Here is an 18,133-nt window from a genome sequence, read left to right as displayed (position 1 = left end):
GTGGTACCAGTATGGAGCCAGATATTAGAGGCAACATAGGGATAGGGTTTTTGGCTAAGAAACCCTATCTTGGATATCTCGATTTTAGGACGTAAAAGGTTCAAGCTTGATGGTGATTTTTCGACAATGCAGTTACTAGTTGATTAACCCCCGTTGTTACGCTACTGAACTGGCTGTGTTGTTTACGAGTGATCACAACAAACACCCCGATATTTTGTTCGGGGATCATTGCCATATACGTATTGAATCCTCCGCCACCGCCGGTTTTCTGATAAATACCCGGCACATCACCATGAGCGTTCATGTAAACCCAACCAAGGCCAACGCCATCTGCCTGACCGGCAACATCCATCCCTTTAATTGAAGCCAGATTGGAACGTTTAAAATAAATCCCTTGTTCGCGACTGGCCGTTTGTTTACGTAATTGACTGTCTGAGGATAAAAATTGCTGCATCCAGCGCTGCATATCTTTTGGCGTTGAATAGATTCCACCACTGCCTGCCGCAGCAACAGTATTAAGACACGGACTCGGTTTATAACTTTCCATCAAACGAGCACACTGAGAACGGTTTGGTGTCAGTGTAGTGTCTTTCATGTAATAAGGGCCGGTGATTTTATCGTATAACAAACGGGTATATGGCTTACCTGTAGCCTTAGAGAGCGCATCTGCCAATAAATCGTAAGCCAGATTGGAATAAGATGCTGTTGTGCCTGGTGCGGAGTCTAATTGAGCTGTTTTTAACCAGACCCAGCGATTGGCTTGTGCAGGCCAGACAAAAACAGGGCGCCCCCATTTACCGCCCGGCTGCTCACGAGGTAAGCCACTGGTATGGCTTGCCAGATGGAACAACCGGATAGGTTGAAGAGGGCTGTATTGGGGCACTTTCACGCCATAATAGCTATAATCCTGCAATGGATCGGTGGAGCGCAGAACCTCATCCTCTTCGAGCTTGATCATAATCTCACTGGTCATCAGCTTGGTTAGCGAGGCAATACGGATGAGTGAATCGGGCTTCGGACGGATACCACTTCCCGGACGTGTTTCACCGAAACTGCGGTAAACCGTCTGATTATTATCAATCACCACCATCGCCATGCCTTGCGCATTACTGCCGTCAAAAATATCCTGTGCATATTGATCAACCAACTGTGAAGCTAGCTTTTTAGTTCTCGCATTGCCTTCGAACACTTCCCATTTCAATGGTTGTTTCTTTGGTTGCAAAAACTTTACCGAAAATGTTTTATTTGAAGAAGAGCAGGCTGTAAGAGCCAACACTATGGCAGAAATAGAGAAGATCTTAAAAAACTGTTTATTCATTTTGAATTGACCAATCAGGCATATTTCCAGTGAATTCACAAACAGGATAAAGATAGCAAAAGCTGTTATTTATTCTTCTTAAACAGCATCATTAACGCGCCAATGACAATGCCCAAAAAGATCCCGGCGCCAATCCAGCTAATAATCGTCATAACCATTTACCTCATAGCGAATTATCATGTTGAGATTATATAAGGTGATTATAGGTTGTCTATCGACGTCAGGTAGAAAAGATATTGCTGGGTGTATTTATTTAAGGCTTTTATGTTCAGTAATTGAACGCACATTTGTGCTGAGAGATGGGTTTGATCTTTTTTTCGACATTTAAACCAAAGTTAGAAGGATAACAGTTGCTAACAGATCGCTGACAGGTATAATGGCCCTCGTTTTCCGCATACTACTTCAGTGCCGAAGTGGCGAAATCGGTAGACGCAGTTGATTCAAAATCAACCGCCTTCGGGTGTGCCGGTTCGAGTCCGGCCTTCGGCACCAACGGAACATCAATGGACGTTAACTGGCGTCTTTTTTTGTGCCTGAAATCCGCGTCACACAAGGCTTTCCGCGATTTTCCTTTCAACAGAAGTCAATCTGAGTCAATCCACATCAAGTCGCTTGTGAGTATAGAACCGAGTATATATGTTGGTTCGATAATGGTTATATACTCACAGCGGTACATGGAAGGAGAACCGTTATGGCTCTGACAGATATCAAAGTGCGTTCTGCAAAACCTCAGGAAAAGGAGTACACCCTTGTTGATGGGGATGGCATGTTTTGCTTATTCACCCTAATGGCTCAAAATATTGGTGGTTTCGTTTTCGCTTTGGAGGTAAGCAGCACCTGATGGCGTTTGGTGTTTATCCTGAAACATCATTAGCTGACGCTAGACAAAAGAGGGAAGAGGCCAGAAAGCTGGTTGCTGCCGGTATCGATCCTCGTGAGCATAAACGTGCTGTGAAAGAAGAACAGGTGAAAGAGGCCATTACATTTGAATCGGTTGCCAGAGAGTGGCATACCGCTAATAAGAAATGGTCGGAAGATCATAGTCGGCGAGTGCTTAAGAGTCTGGAGGACAATCTGTTTCCGGCTATTGGCAAGCGTAGTATCGAAGAACTTAAAACTCGCGATCTGCTTGCACCAATCAAAGTTGTAGAGGCGACAGGTCGCTTTGAAGTCGCTTCTCGTCTTCAGCAACGAACAACAGCTATCATGCGCTATGCAGTGCAAAGTGGCTTAATCGATTACAACCCTGCCCAAGAAATGGCTGGAGCTGTCGCTTCAAGTAATCGTGTCCATCGTCCGGCACTTGAGCTAAATCGCTTACCAGAACTACTCCACCGGATTGATGGTTATACGGGACGCCCTTTGCCCCGTCTGGCTGTTGAGCTCACGTTGTTAATCTTCATTCGTTCCAGTGAATTGCGCTTCGCTCGCTGGTCTGATATCGATTTTGAAACAGCAATGTGGACGATACCGGCAGAACGAGAAGCTATCGAAGGGATAAGGCACTTACAACGTGGTTCAAAAATGCGCAAGCCTCATTTGGTGCCATTGTCTCGTCAAGTGTTAGCAATTCTTAAAGAGGTTCATAAGCTCAGTGGGGATCGTGATTTTGTTTTCATAGGGGGTCATGACCCTCGCAAACCGATGAGTGAAAACACTGTGAACAAGGCGCTTCGTGTTATGGGCTATGACACGAAGGTGGAGGTTTGTGGGCATGGTTTCAGAACGATGGCGTGTAGCTCGCTGATTGAATCGGGGTTGTGGTCGAGAAATGCGGTAAAAAGACAAATGAGCCATATGGAACGTAACTCAGTGCGAGCGGCTTACATTCACAAGGCTGAGCGTCTGGATGAACGTCGGTTGATGTTACAGTGGTGGGCGGATTATCTGGATGTGAATCGGGAGAAGTCAATAAGTCCGTTTGATTTTGAAAAGAGGAATAGATGAGGTGATTCAGGGCACGAGAGTGTTTAGATAACTAGGTCAAATTTAGGACCTTCGTAGTCTACAGCCATGCACAGTATCAGGAAGGGAGAAGGAGCGGTGGTATGGGGATTTTGTCGAGCTATGCTAACTAAGACCCTTTAAATCTGTGAACAGGGAAAGAGGATATCTAACATCTTTCCCTTTTGTAAGATATCTATGGCTCTTGATTGTATATAAAAACAGTAAATTAAACAGTGCATTAGATCACTAAAAACGTTGACGTAATTTTATTTTTTCCAGTTTTCGTGATACATATCGCGTTAAATGGTTTCATTTGCATTCAGCCAGGACAGCTGGGTAACAATTGAAATTTTTAGCTATTGTAGGAGAGTGGGGTGGCTAAAAATAAAGCGGCAAATGCTGGAGTTGATGCGTTAACTGGTTTCAAGTTTCAAAGAAACTGTGCGCTATATCTTCTATTAGACAATTTTAGTTCTTTTATAAATAAGAATTTTTTTATTTGTATTGAGCATCACGATGATTTTCTCTTCTGCTTTAAAACTGACTGCTTAAGTTATATTAATGAGATTCATGCCTACCAAGCCAAAAAACTCAGCGGGAAAATATGGACTATAGATACTAGATTCTCAGAGGTGGTATCGAAAATACTATTGGTTGGAGATAATCTAAGAAATGATTCTTTCGAAAAAAGTGAAGATTATAAGCATCAGTTAACGTTTATCTCAAATACAGAAATAGAATTAAAATACTCACCAACAAAGAAGCTAAAGAGTGAAGGTGCTGTTGAACAGATATTAAAGATAAATGAGCAGAACTTTGTCTGCTTATATGATAAATTGCATCAAAACATTAAAAATAAAATTGAAGAGAAAATTACTGAAATTTGTAATGAAGAGTCTTCTGTTTTCCATCGACAAGAACTAGATAATCTAATTATTCAGTGGGTAGATTTTCCTAGAACAGCGGCTAAACAAAAAGAATCCCTTATAGGACTAATGTCTAAGAGATTTCCTCATATAGCTGATGCGAAAGCAGCTATTGATGTAATACTTAATCTATTTAGGGATGTGGAGACAGTATACAACCAAGGGCAGGAGATATGCTTGCTTGACCCTACAAAAAGGGTTGAAGGTGAGGAGGTTAAGAAGGTTATGGAAATAATTGACTCACAACAAAAGGCATTCGATCACTGGCGAGCCGCTGCTCAGCAATTCTCAATACAATTTAGAATACCAATAAATATACAGAAAAATCATGAAAGTTATATAATAAACTCTTTTGAATTGCTCAAAGATATGAGTAATTATGATTATCAAGTTATTAAAAACTTCATTAGAAATAACGATTACACAACTCAGCACTATACTCTTCAAGACATGTTAACTGCATATGTTCATGGTATTAGAAAATGTCACTCTCTAAGTCTAAATAGCATTGATACTTTTTTTGCAGTTCTTTGTTCTTATATTGAGTGCTATGATTAAGGAATATCATGAAGACAATTATCAGATTTGATAGACTGTTTGTTGTTTCTGAAACTCACGGTATGTATTTTGACCAGAAATTTTCACATGCAATAAATATAATTAGCGGATGCAATACTTCTGGTAAAAGTACTTTAATGCAAAGTATTTTATTTACTTTTGGTATAAATGATGTGAAAGATGGGTTAAATGAAATTCTTAGGTACAACCCTATTTTTAGATTGGATTTCTGTATTAATAAAGGGGGGATAGAAGAGAAATATACAATAGTAAGAAGTTCAGGCAGTGTGTATTTAAAAAAGATGGCGCAAGATGTTGTTGGTTTTCATGGGGTTGATGCTGACTCTCGAGTTGAACATATAAAACTTAAAGAGAAGCTTTCTCAATTATTTGACTTTGATATGTTTTTAGAGCAGAAAGGTGAGTTGAAAAAAGCTTCAATAGAATGCATGTTCCTTCCTTATTATATTTCTCAGTCTGTTGGTTGGGTTTACTTAAGGGAGTCCTTTTCTAATCTTGGTTTTTATAAAGATTTTAAAGACACATATCTAGATTATTATTTGGGTATTGAAAATAAATTTGATCGAGAATATTATTATCAACTAAAAAATGAAAGGGCACAACTTCAGTCTCAAATTTCTTCGTTAAATAAGTATAGTAATGAACCTCGCTTAATAGTATCGAAATTATTGGATGAGGAATTTGGTGATGAAGCTCAAAAATATATCGATGGTTACATCCATTCAGTAGAATTGTTAGATGAAGAACGCGATATTTATACAAACTTATGCAATAAGTTATCATTGACTAAAAATCATATCAAGATATTGAGAAGAACCAAGAGAAATATAAATACTCAAAGCTTTAATAATATCGATCGTTGTCCTGCCTGTACGCAAATACTCCCATATTCCTTGGAGGGGTTGTACAGTTTTTATCAAAATATTAATGATACAGATAAGCTTTTAGAGCAAATCAATATTAAAATGCAAAAAATTCAGTCCGACATAAATGGTTCGTTGGCGAAAATTAAAAATCTAGAAATTGATATATCCTCTAAGTATTCATATTTCCTTGAGAAAAAAGCACAAAACATTTCTGTTGATACATGGATCGACAATAAAGCAAACGTACGACTTTTAAGTAATATACATGGAGAGATAGAGGAGTATATGTCAAGGGTTGACGAGCTTAAATTATTAATTGATGACATGGGAGAGGAGCAGTCTCTTTTCTCTGCCCGATTGAGCAAGGAAAAAGATTTTAAGAGTATATTTCAAAAATATCTTAATCAGATGCAGTTGTTCAACGTAAAAGAACCTAGATACATAGAACTTTATAAAATTAATTCTTTCCCTTTCCAGGGCGTTGAGTTGCACAAAACTGTAATGTCATATCATTTTGCATTAAATGCTCTAATAGAAAAGACCGCTAAAATACACAGACTTCCATTTATGCTTGATGCAATCCTTAAGGAAGATATCGATGATAGAAATTTCGCCCTTATCCTGTCTTTTGTAGGAAAAAATCTTCCCTCAGATACTCAATCATTCGTATCTATCTCAGAGTATACTGATGATAAATTGGTAAAAGATGGTAAGGAAGTGAACGTTGTCAGAAGAACTAAGGCTCAGGATATTAAGGACCGATATTTCCCTAGTAATACGAAGCTATTTTTTATTGGTGATGGAAAACATGAGAGAACGTTTTTATCTAAGCCTTTGGATTTAAACCTTGATATCTACGTTGATACTTGTCTACTTATCGAATAATTTATTCAAATTAAAAGCCAGCGAGTAAATTTACTCGTTGGCTCAGATTATTGACAAAGTGCTGGTTTTTTTATCCGGCACTTTGTTTTAATTAACCCGAATATATGGACACCTACTTGAATTAAGTCGGTGTCCATATATTCGGGTTAGCTTAGATAACCCTAATCACCTTCAGATTCATGTTACGAATAATGCAATTTGTGAGGCAGTGTTGCTTGACGGTATAAGGACTGTTTACTCATTTCGTTACTCGTTTTTTGATAATTCCACTTTGGAGTTATTGTAAATGATGATATGCCTCCATTGGCAACTCTCTGGCTACATCACGAAACCAAGGCAAATCATGCCATACTGCTGGATCGCCAATTATGAAAATGTGTTTTTTTGCTCGAGTGAGCGCAACGTTTAACAGATTAGGCTTGCTGGCAGCCCATTTTGCGCCACTATCATTATTTTCGTCGCAGCCCAAAACAAAAATGACAATATCGTTTTCTTTGCCCTGAAAAGTATGCACTGTACCGGTACAGTTTTTTTGCCATACATTAAGCTCTTTTCGGGTTATCAATGGCATAGATTGCCGCCAGATAGCCAAATCGCGTTTTTCCAGTAACTCACAAAGTGCGGATTTAACCGCCTTGAACGGTGTAATAACGTAAATCGAATGGAGCGAGACATTAGCAGCAAGCAGTTGGTCTAATAGCCTGAGCAAATCTTTACCGTGGCTGTCACGATATTGTTTTTCACCTGTCCCCCCAACCGATGCCAGCCAATGATTTTCCAGAATGCTGTTCACAGGTTGGCAGCGAATCTTGTCCGCATCAAGCCCATGAATCATGCGGCCATTGTAGGTCATCCTATTAGCTAAACTAAACATCGGTTCAATACAACGACGGTGTACCCACAATGGAATACCTAGCCAGATCAGGTCGTTCATTACTTCTAATTCACATCCCCAATGATTGACGCGATCAGCAACCTGCTGCACTGAAAGTAATCCTGGATTCCAGTCTTTGGCCTTTTCATTCAGAGCATCCAGGCAAAGACGTTCAACCAACGGCGGAGGGGTCGTAAATACCGGTTCAATCTGCAAAGGGTCTCCAACGACCAATACCCGTTTTGCCCGCCAGAGTCCCCCGACAGCTTGTTGTGGAGGTGCCTGACCGGCTTCATCGATCATTAACCAACCGAGTTCTTAGCTTTCCACTCCATGAAACATGCGCCCCATAGATGCGAAAGTTGTGGATAATACGGGCACAAACATAAACAGCGTTTGCCACCAGCGTATAGGCGTGATTTCGGAATGAGGTTGTGCTAAAAAAGCCGCGAGATTAAATATTATGCAGTCTTTAAAACGAGGTACTACTAGTGCTTCATAAAGCCAAGCCTGATGAAGTTCCATCGCTGTGATAAATAATGTGGAACGTTGACGATTTATCTGTGCGTTCTGCCAAAAGGCCGTTCGTTGTAATGTTGCATCAGTGATAGGTTGGTTGATATCTGGCAACGTGATATCGGAAAACTGCTGTTTCAAAGTTTGCAGTGAACGATAGTCATTCTCCCGTTGTTGAATAATTTTTTCGATATCCTGTTGTAAGGTTCGCTTTTTTTCAGTTATGTCATTAACTGACTTGCGTTGTTCCGCAACACGTTGGGCTTGTTCGGCTTGCAACCCCATCAGTCTTAATACCTCGTGTTGTGCACACCGCAACGTTTCTTTATACGCATGCACTCGCTTGCGATTCATCAGACGCATTAGCCATCCTGGCGCATCACTTTCGATAATTTTTTGTTGCTGTTCCGCATGTTGGAGCTGTTTTCCTAATACGTCCTGTTCTGTTTTCACCTGTTCCAGCCTGTTAAGCTGAGTTTCGTACAGTTCTTCTGTTTGCTTCAGCTTTAGTGATAACGTGTCGAGTGAATTGTCATGCTGTTTTTCTATCAGATGCACAAACATTTCTAGTTGTTGTTGAAGTTTTTTTGTTTTTTCCAGACATACGAGGAAACGTTTTTTAGCGGTGGCGAAAGAGATGGGATTGTGATAATGCCTCCAGCTCCAAAGACTGAGAAAATTCTCTTCAGCGGGACGAGAGGCTTCAGTTGGGGTATCACGTAAAAAATGTTCATCAAAAAATAAGCGCTGAGAAAATTTAGTTCGGTTCGGTTTTTTGCCCAGAGCAGCGGAAATGATCCCCCAGCATTGTTTCTCTTTCTTCAATGGACGATAGAGGTGATAGGTTTTAACTTTTCCCTGACTATTTTTACTTTTTTTATGTTCGCGCTTTGGGCGGTTTTCGGCAGCTATCTGGTTTGCGGTTGGTGCTAAATAGTCAAGCGATTGGAATTCTTCAGCCAATGATTTCTTTTGCGGCAATTCTTTTGATATGTTTTCTGCTGCTGCGTTGTTGGATGACACAATGATCATTTCGAAACCAGTGAGTTCATTCACAATAAAACCGGAATTGTCCAGTGTGTCATCGACTTTTTGATAACGCGTAAGTATCTTCGCTCGTTCAACAATGTTATGTGCTACTAGATCGCGCAGAAGCGTCGTTTTTCCAGTTCCCGGAGGGCCGTTGACAGAAAGCAGCCCACCGTCAGCGAGTTCTTCTATCGCCGTATTAATAGCAAATTGCTGCATTAGCGACATGGCATGTGTGGGGTCGGAAGGCCAGCGTCCAAGAGGCATGTTCGCTGGATGCAGTTGCCTGATAATGGAGGCAAGCCCGTCTTGTGAATAAAGGTCTGGATTCCTTGAAACACTATGATGAGAAAGATACGTTCTGAGAGCTTTGCATCTATCTCCTCGTTTCAGGGCCGTAATAGCGTATTCAATGTCCTCAAAGAAAAAACTATTTAAAATAGGGAGTGCAAAGGTTTTATCATTGGCGCTGACTTCTTCTTCAATTTCATCACCATTTTCTTGTGATGCTTCTGTACAGTCGCCATTTCCCTCCATCCAGTCTATTTGTAAAGCATATTGCCATTGAGGTTCAAAATCTGCCCAACTCACCAGATGTGTTGTCAGCAGTGTTAAAATATCACTTGCTTTTAAAATACCGGGGCCATTTTCTCGTATTGGCCTCAGAGAAACGCTAAAGTTGCCGAGGATATTTTTAAGATGCTCGCAACTGGCTGAAAATATCTTCGTATTAAGCTGTTCAAAACGTTCATCACGCAGGTGCCCTAAAGCCCAGGGAAGAGAACTCACTGAAAATTTATCCAGAGCAGGGTTTCCTTCCGCGCCTAATGGAATTTTGGCAAAGCAGGTTGTTCCTTCTTTATCCAGCCGTTGCTCAAATTCTTCTGCATAATACCCTTCATCTGGGCCGAACACCGCTTGGCTGATCGTGTTAGCGATAGCTTTATCAAACAAACCGACGTACAAGTTGTATAAGACTTTTTGGTCGGGAATATCATGTTGTTGACGGAGTTCTGACGAAAGCCAGGGTAGTGCCTTATCTCCCAACTGATAGAGTGTTTTAAGCGGAATGAGTAAACTTTTATCTTTTTTTTCAAGAGTATAAGGTTGGAAGAACTCTATACGTTGCCAGGTACGGAGAATATCATTCGAAAGGGAAGTTGCGGTCATCATAGCTCTTTGAATTATCTAACAAATGCCTTGAATGATAAGAGTACAGCAATCAATATGAGTTTTGTAGGCGTTTGGCTTAAGCGTTATGACATACGTCACAGTCTAGTAGCAAAACCCCTCATACTTTATTCATCTCCTCCTTATATTCATCTTCATTTTCCTCTTTAACGCCAAGTTTTCCTTTTGATGACGGTAAATCCCCTCAGATCCCCGCTTCGCTGTAAATCAAAATTTCACCGCGTTTTAAGAGGATTTTGTCAGTAGGGAACACGGTATTAGCCCTTACAAAGTCAGATAAATAAAAGCCTACAGAAAAATGTGTATAGTGTGCGCAGTTGAGAGATGTAAAAAGATTTTCAGGGAGTATCATCCGGCAGGAATTAAATTATTTTTGTTGACCCTGTTTGTTATATAAACGAAGATGTTAAAAATAAGTAAAATTAAACTGGAGTAAAGAGGGTACATGAAATATAAAAAATATGATCCCAGTGTGGAAGGTTACATGGGGGATTTTTTAAGGGGTAATGTAGGTATTAATCAGTTAAAACCTCAACATGAATTCTTTGATGCTGTAGGGTTAGAAAAGGTATTGAGTGATAATACCATATATATTGCACTTCTCACTCCAGAGGAAGCTGTGAGTATTTTAAGTGATATTAACCCTTTTTCACCAACAAGACCAAAAATAAAATTAAATAATTACCATGAAAAGGTTTTCTATGTTACCGATCCCATTTCACCTTTTGCCGGAAATATACATGATTTTTTTGGATTTTACGCGATTGTCAGAGAGTTTAAAAGTATAGGGATCACAGCAACGGAATATTTTGATAAAAATGGCAAGTGTTATATAAAAATATCAGGTCATGCAGGTCTTAGACGTATTATTACAGGAACGCGATACGGTGCTAACAATCTTAAAATGCTATCGATGGGTATAGGACAGCAAGGTCTGAATTCAAGTATTGTTAAAGGGGTTAAATTCTGCATTATCTTTTCTGTTATGTATCGAACGATTGAAGCTGTTTTTAAAGATGAATATACCTTAGCCGATTTCATTGGCAATATAACTGTTGATATGGCTAAAACGGCAATAATTGCGGCTACTTCTTGGGCTGCGGGTTCATTTGTGACTGCTACAGCTATTTTAGGTGGTAGTATTATTGCCGCTGCTGGAGTTGTTCTTCTTGTTGGATTGGGGGTTGCTATTGGTCTGGAAATTCTGGATGCAAGATATGGAATAAGTAAAAAGTTAATAGAGTTAATAAAAGAAAAAATGGAAAGAAAACCAAGGTTGCCAGAAGGAAATTTACAGCATGTATTTAACAGCTTAGGTAAAATAAAATGAATAATAAGTATGTAAAAATCACATACGGGATAATATTATTAATAATAGTTACTTCTATAATGTACTTAGTAAGCGAGTGTGTTTTTTCATTGATTTTAATGAAAGAAAAAATAATATTTTCTGGCACTATTGTTATGTATTTTATTTCATTTCCTTTAATATTTTATGCTATATCAGGCTCCATTTTTTTCTTTGTTTTTGATCGATTGCCGAAATTTAATAAGCTGATTATCAGATACTTAACTATGCTGATGATTGCATCATTTATCGTTAGCTTTCCTATCTCTTTTTATGTTGGTTATAAGTTAAAAAATGACGGCTATTTAGTGTGTGAAAAGATTTCATGGATGTCGCCTACAACTTATGTCAAAGACATTAAATTGTGTGAGTAAAAATTTTGTAAATAACATCAACTTTGCCTAAAAGCAGCAATTTCAGCATCACGTAAATTCAAGCTCGGCTTTTTGGCTTGGAAGGTATAAACAATTAATCCCGACACAATCTCTAACAAAAACCGAACATACTAAGCTGTACTGGAGAAGAGAGCCAACAGTTACATTAAATTCCCTCTTAACACACCACACACATTGGTTTACCTGAAACCGGCTCGGGATGAATTTCTGCTTTGATGCTGAATACCCGCTGTAATAATTTCGGTGTCATAACCTCTTCTGGCGAGCCTTGGGCGACAACCTGCCCTTGCGAAAGCAGCACCAGATGGTCACAATACCGGCTGGCCTGATTAAGGTCGTGGAGTATGGTGACGACTGTTTTTCCTTCGTTGTTCAGCTCACGCAGCAACTTCATCAATTCCACTTGATGGTTGATGTCAAGATACGTAGTGGGTTCATCGAGTAGGACCAACGGTGTATTTTGGGCCAGAACCATTGCCAGAAAAGTGCGCTGGCGTTGTCCGCCTGAAAGGTCGGTAACGCGTTTATCGGCAAGATGACTAATCTGCGTTTTTTCCATTGCTTGTTGTACAAGATGACGATCATGAGATGTTAAACGCCCCCAGAATGTAAGCCAGGGGCTGCGTCCGTATGCAACCAGTTCATGGACAGCGATCCCCTCTGGAGTGAGAGGGTGTTGCGGTAAGAGCGCCAGATGTCTGGCGAGCTTGCGTGAGGAAAAGTGTGTTAAAGGTTCACTATCTATTGTTATCTTTCCAGATAATGGTGTTAATAGCCGTGAAAAGCATTTCAGTAATGTCGATTTCCCGCAGCCGTTGGGGCCGAGTAGCGCCGTGATTTTCCCGGTTGGGAGGGTGAGAGACAGGTCATTCAGAATGCGTTTCTCCCCGTAGCCCGCAGATAACTTTTCCGTAGCCAGTTGCATTTAACGTGTCCTCACTAAAAGCCAGAAGAAATAAGGGGCGCCAATGATGGCGGTTAACACACCCGCAGGCAGCTCGATTGGTGGGTTTATGGTCCTTGCCAGCAAATCGGCTAGCAACAAGACCTGAGCCCCCATAAGCATGGATGCTGGTATAAGCCAGCGATGCCGTCCTCCTACAAGTTTGCGAACGAGATGGGGTACCACGAGACTGATAAAGCCAATTGGCCCGCAAACGGCGACGCCTGTTGCAGCAAGCGCTACTGCCAGCATTAATCCCCAGGATTGTACGTGTAGGAGCGAAACGCCCAGTGTGCTGGCGCTGTCATCACCGAGTGCCAGCAAATCTAAATCGCGACAAAAGCGCAGGCTGAGTGGTATCAGTATCATCAATATCGGCAGGGCTATAGCCACAAATTGCCAGTCGCGTCCCCACAGACTGCCTGTCAGCCACAAAAGTGCGTTGTTGATATCTTGCGGGCGTGAAAGCATTAGGTAGTCGGTGATGCTTGTCCAGGTAGCTGAAAGCGCCACGCCAACCAGTGCAAGGCTCAGCGGCGAAGAGGGGCCAGCAATCGCCCGTAGCAGGATTAGTGCGGCCATTCCACCACCAAAAGCGAGGAGCGGAAGCCACTGCACTGGCAGAGAAGGGAAAAGGATCAGTGCACTCACGGATGCTAGGCTTGCTGCGTGATTTACTCCCAACACATCGGGGGAGGCCAGAGGATTACGAACAATACCCTGAACCAGAACGCCGGAAAGCGCCAGCGCAGCGCCTACAGTGATGGCCAGTAAAATGCGCGGTAGGCGGTACTGTGTTAACACAAAGTGGTGTTTGTCACTGGGTTGCCAGCCGCTGATTAACGCTTCCCAGGGAAGTGGTTGCGCACCCATACGTAGCGCTAGCACCAGCGTAGCCGTCAGCAACATTACCAAAAGTACGATAACTTGACGATTCATGTTCGCCTCCTTGCCAGCCAGACAAAGCAGGGGGCGCCAATCAGAGCCAGCACTGCACCTGCCGGGAGTTCTCCTGGCCAGGCCAGTGCACGGGCCAGTAAATCCGCAAGTAACATAAACACTGCTCCCAGTAACATACTCATTGGCAGTGTGCGGCGCAGATCGTAGCCAACCCAGAAGCGCGCCAGATGCGGCATCAGCAGGCCAATAAATACGATTGGCCCTGCCACACTGACACAGGCTCCCACCAGAATCAGTACCGCCAGACTGACGAAGATACGCAGGCGCGTCAGGTTCACGCCGAGCGTATGGGCACTGACATCGCCAGCGTTGAGCAGATTAAGCGATTTAGCCGACAACAAAACCACAGGTGCAGTGACCACTACGAAAGGGAATAGTTGCCAGAACTCAGGCCAGCGGACATGGGAGACCCCACCAGCCAGCCAGTAGAAAATGCCGTAAGCATGATCTTCGGCAAGTAGTAGCGTAATACGTGTTAATGCCATACATAAGGCAGATAAGGCAATGCCCGCCAGAATTAGCTGGTTGCGATTGTATTTTTGTTGCCAGCTTCCACTTGCGGCCATCACCATCATCCAGCTAATTCCACCGCCGCAGGCCGCCATCAGGGAAATGGAATATCCGGCTAACGGTGCTGGACTGAAAGCGCTGACCAGCGCCATTGCCAGTGCTGCGCCACTGTTAATGCCCAGTAAGGAGGGGGAGGCCAGAGGATTATGAGTGAGAGTCTGGAGTAGTGCACCGGCCAATGCCAGAGCTGCACCGAGTAGAATAGCAACCAGACTGCGTGGTAGCCGCAGATTGATAACCAGCGCTTCCGGCAGTGTCGGTATATGACCTGGCACTAGCGCTTTAAGCGAGCTGATGGCGGGAATGGGGATAGCAGAATAACAAAACAGGCTTAGCCAGAACGCACTAAACAGTGCAACCAGCGGCAATCCCCAGCGCCAGATCGGATGATGGTGGCATCTCATGGAGTTTCGTTAACCGGCTGATGATGGAAGATTTTTACCGCATCACTGCCAATGTGTTCAGCGGCGAATATCCCGCGCATGCGCGCCCAGGTGTTGCTGTCTACCGCCGCTATCTGATGTTTGTGCTGTGCCGTCATCATCTGCCACAGCGCATCCTGCTGCCAGCGCTTCACGATGCTTTCCTGGCGATAGTGGGCCACGATAAGCCAGTCAGGATTAAGGGCCAGTAACTGTTCAAGGCTGAGAGAAGCCATTGCTGCGTGATTAACTGGCGTGGGAACTTTCAGCCCTAATGCCGTTAAGACGCTGCCGGTATAGGTGTCGTTGGAGTGCAGGTTAAATTGCTGTTCGCGCGAGGTGCCAAAAACCACACTGACGCCTTGTGGCAACTGGCTGGCATAGTCTTTCATGCGTTCATGATGTTCTGCCAGCCGTTTTTGCATCTCATTATCTTTTCCCATCACTTTGCCGATGATCGCGGCAGATTGCAGGTTTTCTGCGTAGGTTTCGTTGCGAGACTTTAGCAGCAGGACGGGCGAGATGCCCTTGAGTGCCCGATAAATCCCCGCGTGGCGTTGGCTGTCTGCAATGATGAGATCGGGCTTCAACGCGCTAATAGCTTCAAGGCTTGGCTGGGCGCGAATGCCCGTTGATTGCCAGGGCTTAATACGCTGGCGAACGTCCGCGAGGATGCGCTGCGAATCATTATCATCGGCAATCCCCACCGGGCTGATATTGATGGCGGCCAACGCGTCCGCAAACGACAGTTCTAGTACGACCACGCGCTGAGGAACGGTATTGAGGGTAAAATTGCCCTGCTCATCTTGCACCGTGACCGCCGCCATGGCGTGGGGCAGGCTGGTGAAGAAGAGCAAAACGATAAACATGACGTGAATCGGTGCAGACATAACTTAACTCCAGAAATAGCAAAGCCGGGCAATGGCCCGGCGAAAGGATTAATCTAACATCAGAACTTTAGCGAACCCTGCATATAGAATGTGCGTGGCTGCCCGGCGTAGATGCCTTTGTTATTATCATCATAGGAACGGGTGTAATACTCGTGGTCGAAAATGTTTTTCACCCCAAAGGCCAGACTCAGATTGGCCATTTGTGGACCGAAGTCATACGCCACGCACGTATCCCACAGCATAAAGCCCGGAATGCGACCGTTGCTTCCATTGGCGCTTTCCTGCACGGTATTAGCGTTATCAGCAAACTGGCTGGATTGGGATGCGCTGTTGAGGTTGAAGGTCCAGTTGCCCGGTTTGTAATCTATGCCAAATGTACCTTTATGTTTCGGCGAGAACGGCACTTGATTCCCGTAGGTGTTGCCTTCTTCACGAATCTCCGCGTTCACATACGTGTAGCTGGCGTAAACCGAAACGTTCTCCAGATTGGGCGTAAGTTCGGAAAGATCGTAACGTGCCTGAGTTTCTAACCCGGTGTGTCGGGTTTTCCCACGTGCCGTAACAGTATCGTTAGTCTGGTTGGAGTCGTACTGATTGTTGAAGTTAATCAGGAACAGCCCCATTTCCGCAGTCAATGCGCCGTCGTCGTAGCGAGTTCCGACTTCCCAGGTTCGCGCCTTTTCAGGTTCTACATTGCCGCTTTTCACCGCCTTGCCAATTTGGCTGTACTGTACGGTACCGAACGAGCCTTCCGTATTGGCGTAAAGATTCCAGCTATCATTAATGTGATAAAGAACATTGAGTGCAGGCAACGGTGCATCGTAGCTTACTTCTTGGCGGGTGCCTTTTACATTGTTGTTTTGGAAGGATTTGATATGTTCGAATCGTATCCCAGGCGTGATGGTCCAGTTGCCGATATCAATGCGGTCGTCAATATACCAAGCATGTGCTTCGGTGCCGGAGCGGGTATTACGATCATAAGGGCTCGACGTGCTGGGTAATTCGCCGCTGCTGGTGGCGGTGTAGTAACGCATTTCGTGACTGGTTTCATTTACATAACGGTAGCCAATCCCTACCTCGTGGGCCGAAGGCCCTAAATTGATGAGCTGGCTATAGCGCGGTTCGATGCTGCGCACCCAATATTCGCGTGGGGAAAGGGTAATGCGCTTGCCCTGCTCAAGATAGCCGCTGCGCAAGGTACGGGTATATAAGCCCTGAATATTGAATTTGTGTTGCTGGTCGGGCTGATACTGATAACTGAGGCTTGCAAGCTGACGGCGACCCCAGAAGCGGTCATATGGGCGAGTGGATTGCCAGCGATTGGCATCGTAATCGGCGCGTGAAAGGCCCCCGGGCATATCCGCACTGCCATCGTAATATTGCAGTAGGCTGTTGAAAGTGTGTATTTCATTAGGTGCGTAGCGGCTTTTGAGTATCATGTCGTCAATGCGCGTGGCGCTGTGCTCGCGCCAGTCGCCACCACGTGTGCCGGAGTAGAGAAGTGCCGTGCCGAAACCGTTATCTGTCGTACCGCCAATCATGAAATTATGGGTTTCTTTTGGATTATTTTGGGAGGATGTGGGACTAAGTTGTCCTTCCACACTGGTCTCAATACCAAAATCTTGCGGGATAGCGCGGGTCACGAAATTCACCACGCCACCTACACTTTGTGGCCCGTAGCGCACAGCGCCGCCGCCGCGTACCACGTCTATTGCGTCCATGTTGCCGAGAGATACTGGCGCTAATGATAGCTGTGGCTGTCCATAAGGCGCGAAGGGTACTGGAACGCCGTCCATCAGAACCGTAGAGCGGCTGGCGAGACGTGGGTTCAGGCCACGAATGCCAAAGTTCATCGCCAGATCGTGGCTGCCGGTACCGTTGTTTTCTGGTGCGTTGACGCCGGGAATGCGGTTCAGCACTTCACGCATTGTGGTTGCGCCTGTTTTAGCAAAATCTTCCCGGCGGATGACATCACGTGCGCCTGCATGTTCAAACACGTCAGCTTCACGCGCATTGCCTAGCCAGTCGCCTACCACGGTCAGCACGTCTTTCTGCGCAACAGGGGCGGGTTCGAGTGTGAACGTGTTATCACCCAACATTTTCGCCTGCAAATCAGTACCGACCAGTAAGGTGTTCAGTCCATCGGTGGTGGCGTAATTGCCGTGTAGACCGCTACTCTGTTTGCCGCGCGTTAAGCTGGCATCTACCGCAAGGATAATACCGGCGTGGGTGGAATACTGATTGAGAACTTTATCCAGTTCGCCCGCATTAATGTCATAGTGTGCGCTGGCTGGCTCTACCGCAGCATAGGTTATCCCTGAGGTTAGGCAAGCCACTGGTAACAAGCTCAAACGAATCGCCATTACTAGCGGTGTTGCTTTGTGAAGCGTGCGTAGTGGCTGTGCATGTAAAGGCATCATGACGTCTCCAAAATCATTTTGTTGCTGTATTCACTTATGAAGTCGAACGAAGAA

12 protein-coding genes, 1 tRNA gene and 2 pseudogenes are annotated in these 18,133 nt (G+C 44.0%); 6 read left to right on the top strand and 9 right to left on the bottom strand.

Annotation, left to right across the window (positions count from 1 at the left end; translation table 11 throughout):
* Window positions 1–100: 100 nt before the first annotated feature.
* Complete coding sequence (ampH, locus tag KZ793_RS08390; protein WP_225814938.1) at window positions 101–1,318, bottom strand: D-alanyl-D-alanine-carboxypeptidase/endopeptidase AmpH; 1,218 nt, start codon at window positions 1,316–1,318, stop codon at window positions 101–103.
* Between the two features lie 407 nt (window positions 1,319–1,725).
* Between ampH and KZ793_RS08385 the strand changes: the two genes are divergently transcribed.
* From KZ793_RS08385 to KZ793_RS08370, 4 genes and pseudogenes are all read left to right on the top strand, one after another.
* Window positions 1,726–1,810, top strand: a tRNA-Leu gene (locus KZ793_RS08385).
* 199 nt (window positions 1,811–2,009) lie between these two features.
* Window positions 2,010–3,265, top strand: a pseudogene (locus KZ793_RS08380) (tyrosine-type recombinase/integrase).
* Between the two features lie 374 nt (window positions 3,266–3,639).
* Window positions 3,640–4,749, top strand: coding sequence for a DUF4297 domain-containing protein (locus KZ793_RS08375; RefSeq protein ID WP_225814937.1), 1,110 nt, complete (start codon window positions 3,640–3,642; stop codon window positions 4,747–4,749).
* A gap of 8 nt (window positions 4,750–4,757) precedes the next feature.
* Window positions 4,758–6,521, top strand: a complete 1,764-nt coding sequence (locus KZ793_RS08370; protein ID WP_225814936.1) for a hypothetical protein — start codon at window positions 4,758–4,760, stop codon at window positions 6,519–6,521.
* A 277-nt stretch (window positions 6,522–6,798) separates the two neighbouring features.
* Here the strand turns inward: KZ793_RS08370 and KZ793_RS08365 are convergent, their stop codons facing one another.
* Window positions 6,799–7,698, bottom strand: a complete 900-nt coding sequence (locus KZ793_RS08365) for a DEAD/DEAH box helicase (RefSeq protein WP_225814935.1) — start codon at window positions 7,696–7,698, stop codon at window positions 6,799–6,801.
* 15 nt (window positions 7,699–7,713) lie between these two features.
* Window positions 7,714–10,110 carry a DEAD/DEAH box helicase family protein gene (locus KZ793_RS08360; RefSeq protein ID WP_225814934.1) on the bottom strand — a complete coding sequence of 799 codons (2,397 nt, stop codon included), beginning with the start codon at window positions 10,108–10,110 and terminating at the stop codon, window positions 7,714–7,716.
* Between the two features lie 466 nt (window positions 10,111–10,576).
* Between KZ793_RS08360 and KZ793_RS08355 the strand changes: the two genes are divergently transcribed.
* Window positions 10,577–11,461: a hypothetical protein gene (locus tag KZ793_RS08355; RefSeq protein ID WP_225814933.1), complete on the top strand. Its 885-nt coding sequence runs from the start codon at window positions 10,577–10,579 to the stop codon at window positions 11,459–11,461.
* Window positions 11,458–11,853 carry a DUF1240 domain-containing protein gene (locus KZ793_RS08350; protein ID WP_225814932.1) on the top strand — a complete coding sequence of 132 codons (396 nt, stop codon included), beginning with the start codon at window positions 11,458–11,460 and terminating at the stop codon, window positions 11,851–11,853. Before KZ793_RS08355 ends, KZ793_RS08350 begins: the two co-directional genes overlap by 4 nt.
* A gap of 17 nt (window positions 11,854–11,870) precedes the next feature.
* On the opposite strand, the pseudogene KZ793_RS23060 reads toward KZ793_RS08350, so the two are convergent.
* From KZ793_RS23060 to fecA, 6 genes and pseudogenes are all read right to left on the bottom strand, one after another.
* Window positions 11,871–11,981: pseudogene (locus tag KZ793_RS23060) on the bottom strand (IS982 family transposase); the annotation flags it as partial.
* Window positions 11,982–12,031: 50 nt separating this feature from the next.
* Complete coding sequence (gene fecE / locus KZ793_RS08345; RefSeq protein ID WP_225814931.1) at window positions 12,032–12,799, bottom strand: Fe(3+) dicitrate ABC transporter ATP-binding protein FecE; 768 nt, start codon at window positions 12,797–12,799, stop codon at window positions 12,032–12,034.
* Window positions 12,800–13,756: a Fe(3+) dicitrate ABC transporter permease subunit FecD gene (gene fecD / locus KZ793_RS08340; RefSeq protein WP_225814930.1), complete on the bottom strand. Its 957-nt coding sequence runs from the start codon at window positions 13,754–13,756 to the stop codon at window positions 12,800–12,802.
* Window positions 13,753–14,751 carry an iron-dicitrate ABC transporter permease FecC gene (gene fecC / locus KZ793_RS08335; protein WP_225814929.1) on the bottom strand — a complete coding sequence of 333 codons (999 nt, stop codon included), beginning with the start codon at window positions 14,749–14,751 and terminating at the stop codon, window positions 13,753–13,755. Before fecC ends, fecD begins: the two co-directional genes overlap by 4 nt.
* Complete coding sequence (locus KZ793_RS08330) at window positions 14,748–15,659, bottom strand: Fe(3+) dicitrate ABC transporter substrate-binding protein FecB (RefSeq protein WP_225814928.1); 912 nt, start codon at window positions 15,657–15,659, stop codon at window positions 14,748–14,750. Before KZ793_RS08330 ends, fecC begins: the two co-directional genes overlap by 4 nt.
* Before the next feature lie 59 nt (window positions 15,660–15,718).
* Window positions 15,719–18,079 carry a TonB-dependent Fe(3+) dicitrate receptor FecA gene (gene fecA / locus KZ793_RS08325; RefSeq protein WP_225814927.1) on the bottom strand — a complete coding sequence of 787 codons (2,361 nt, stop codon included), beginning with the start codon at window positions 18,077–18,079 and terminating at the stop codon, window positions 15,719–15,721.
* Between the last annotated feature and the right edge of the window lie 54 nt (window positions 18,080–18,133).

The organism is Photorhabdus antumapuensis, from assembly GCF_020387775.1.
GTDB classification, from domain to species: Bacteria; Pseudomonadota; Gammaproteobacteria; order Enterobacterales; family Enterobacteriaceae; genus Photorhabdus; species Photorhabdus antumapuensis.
This window is presented reverse-complemented; position numbering and strand designations above follow the sequence as displayed.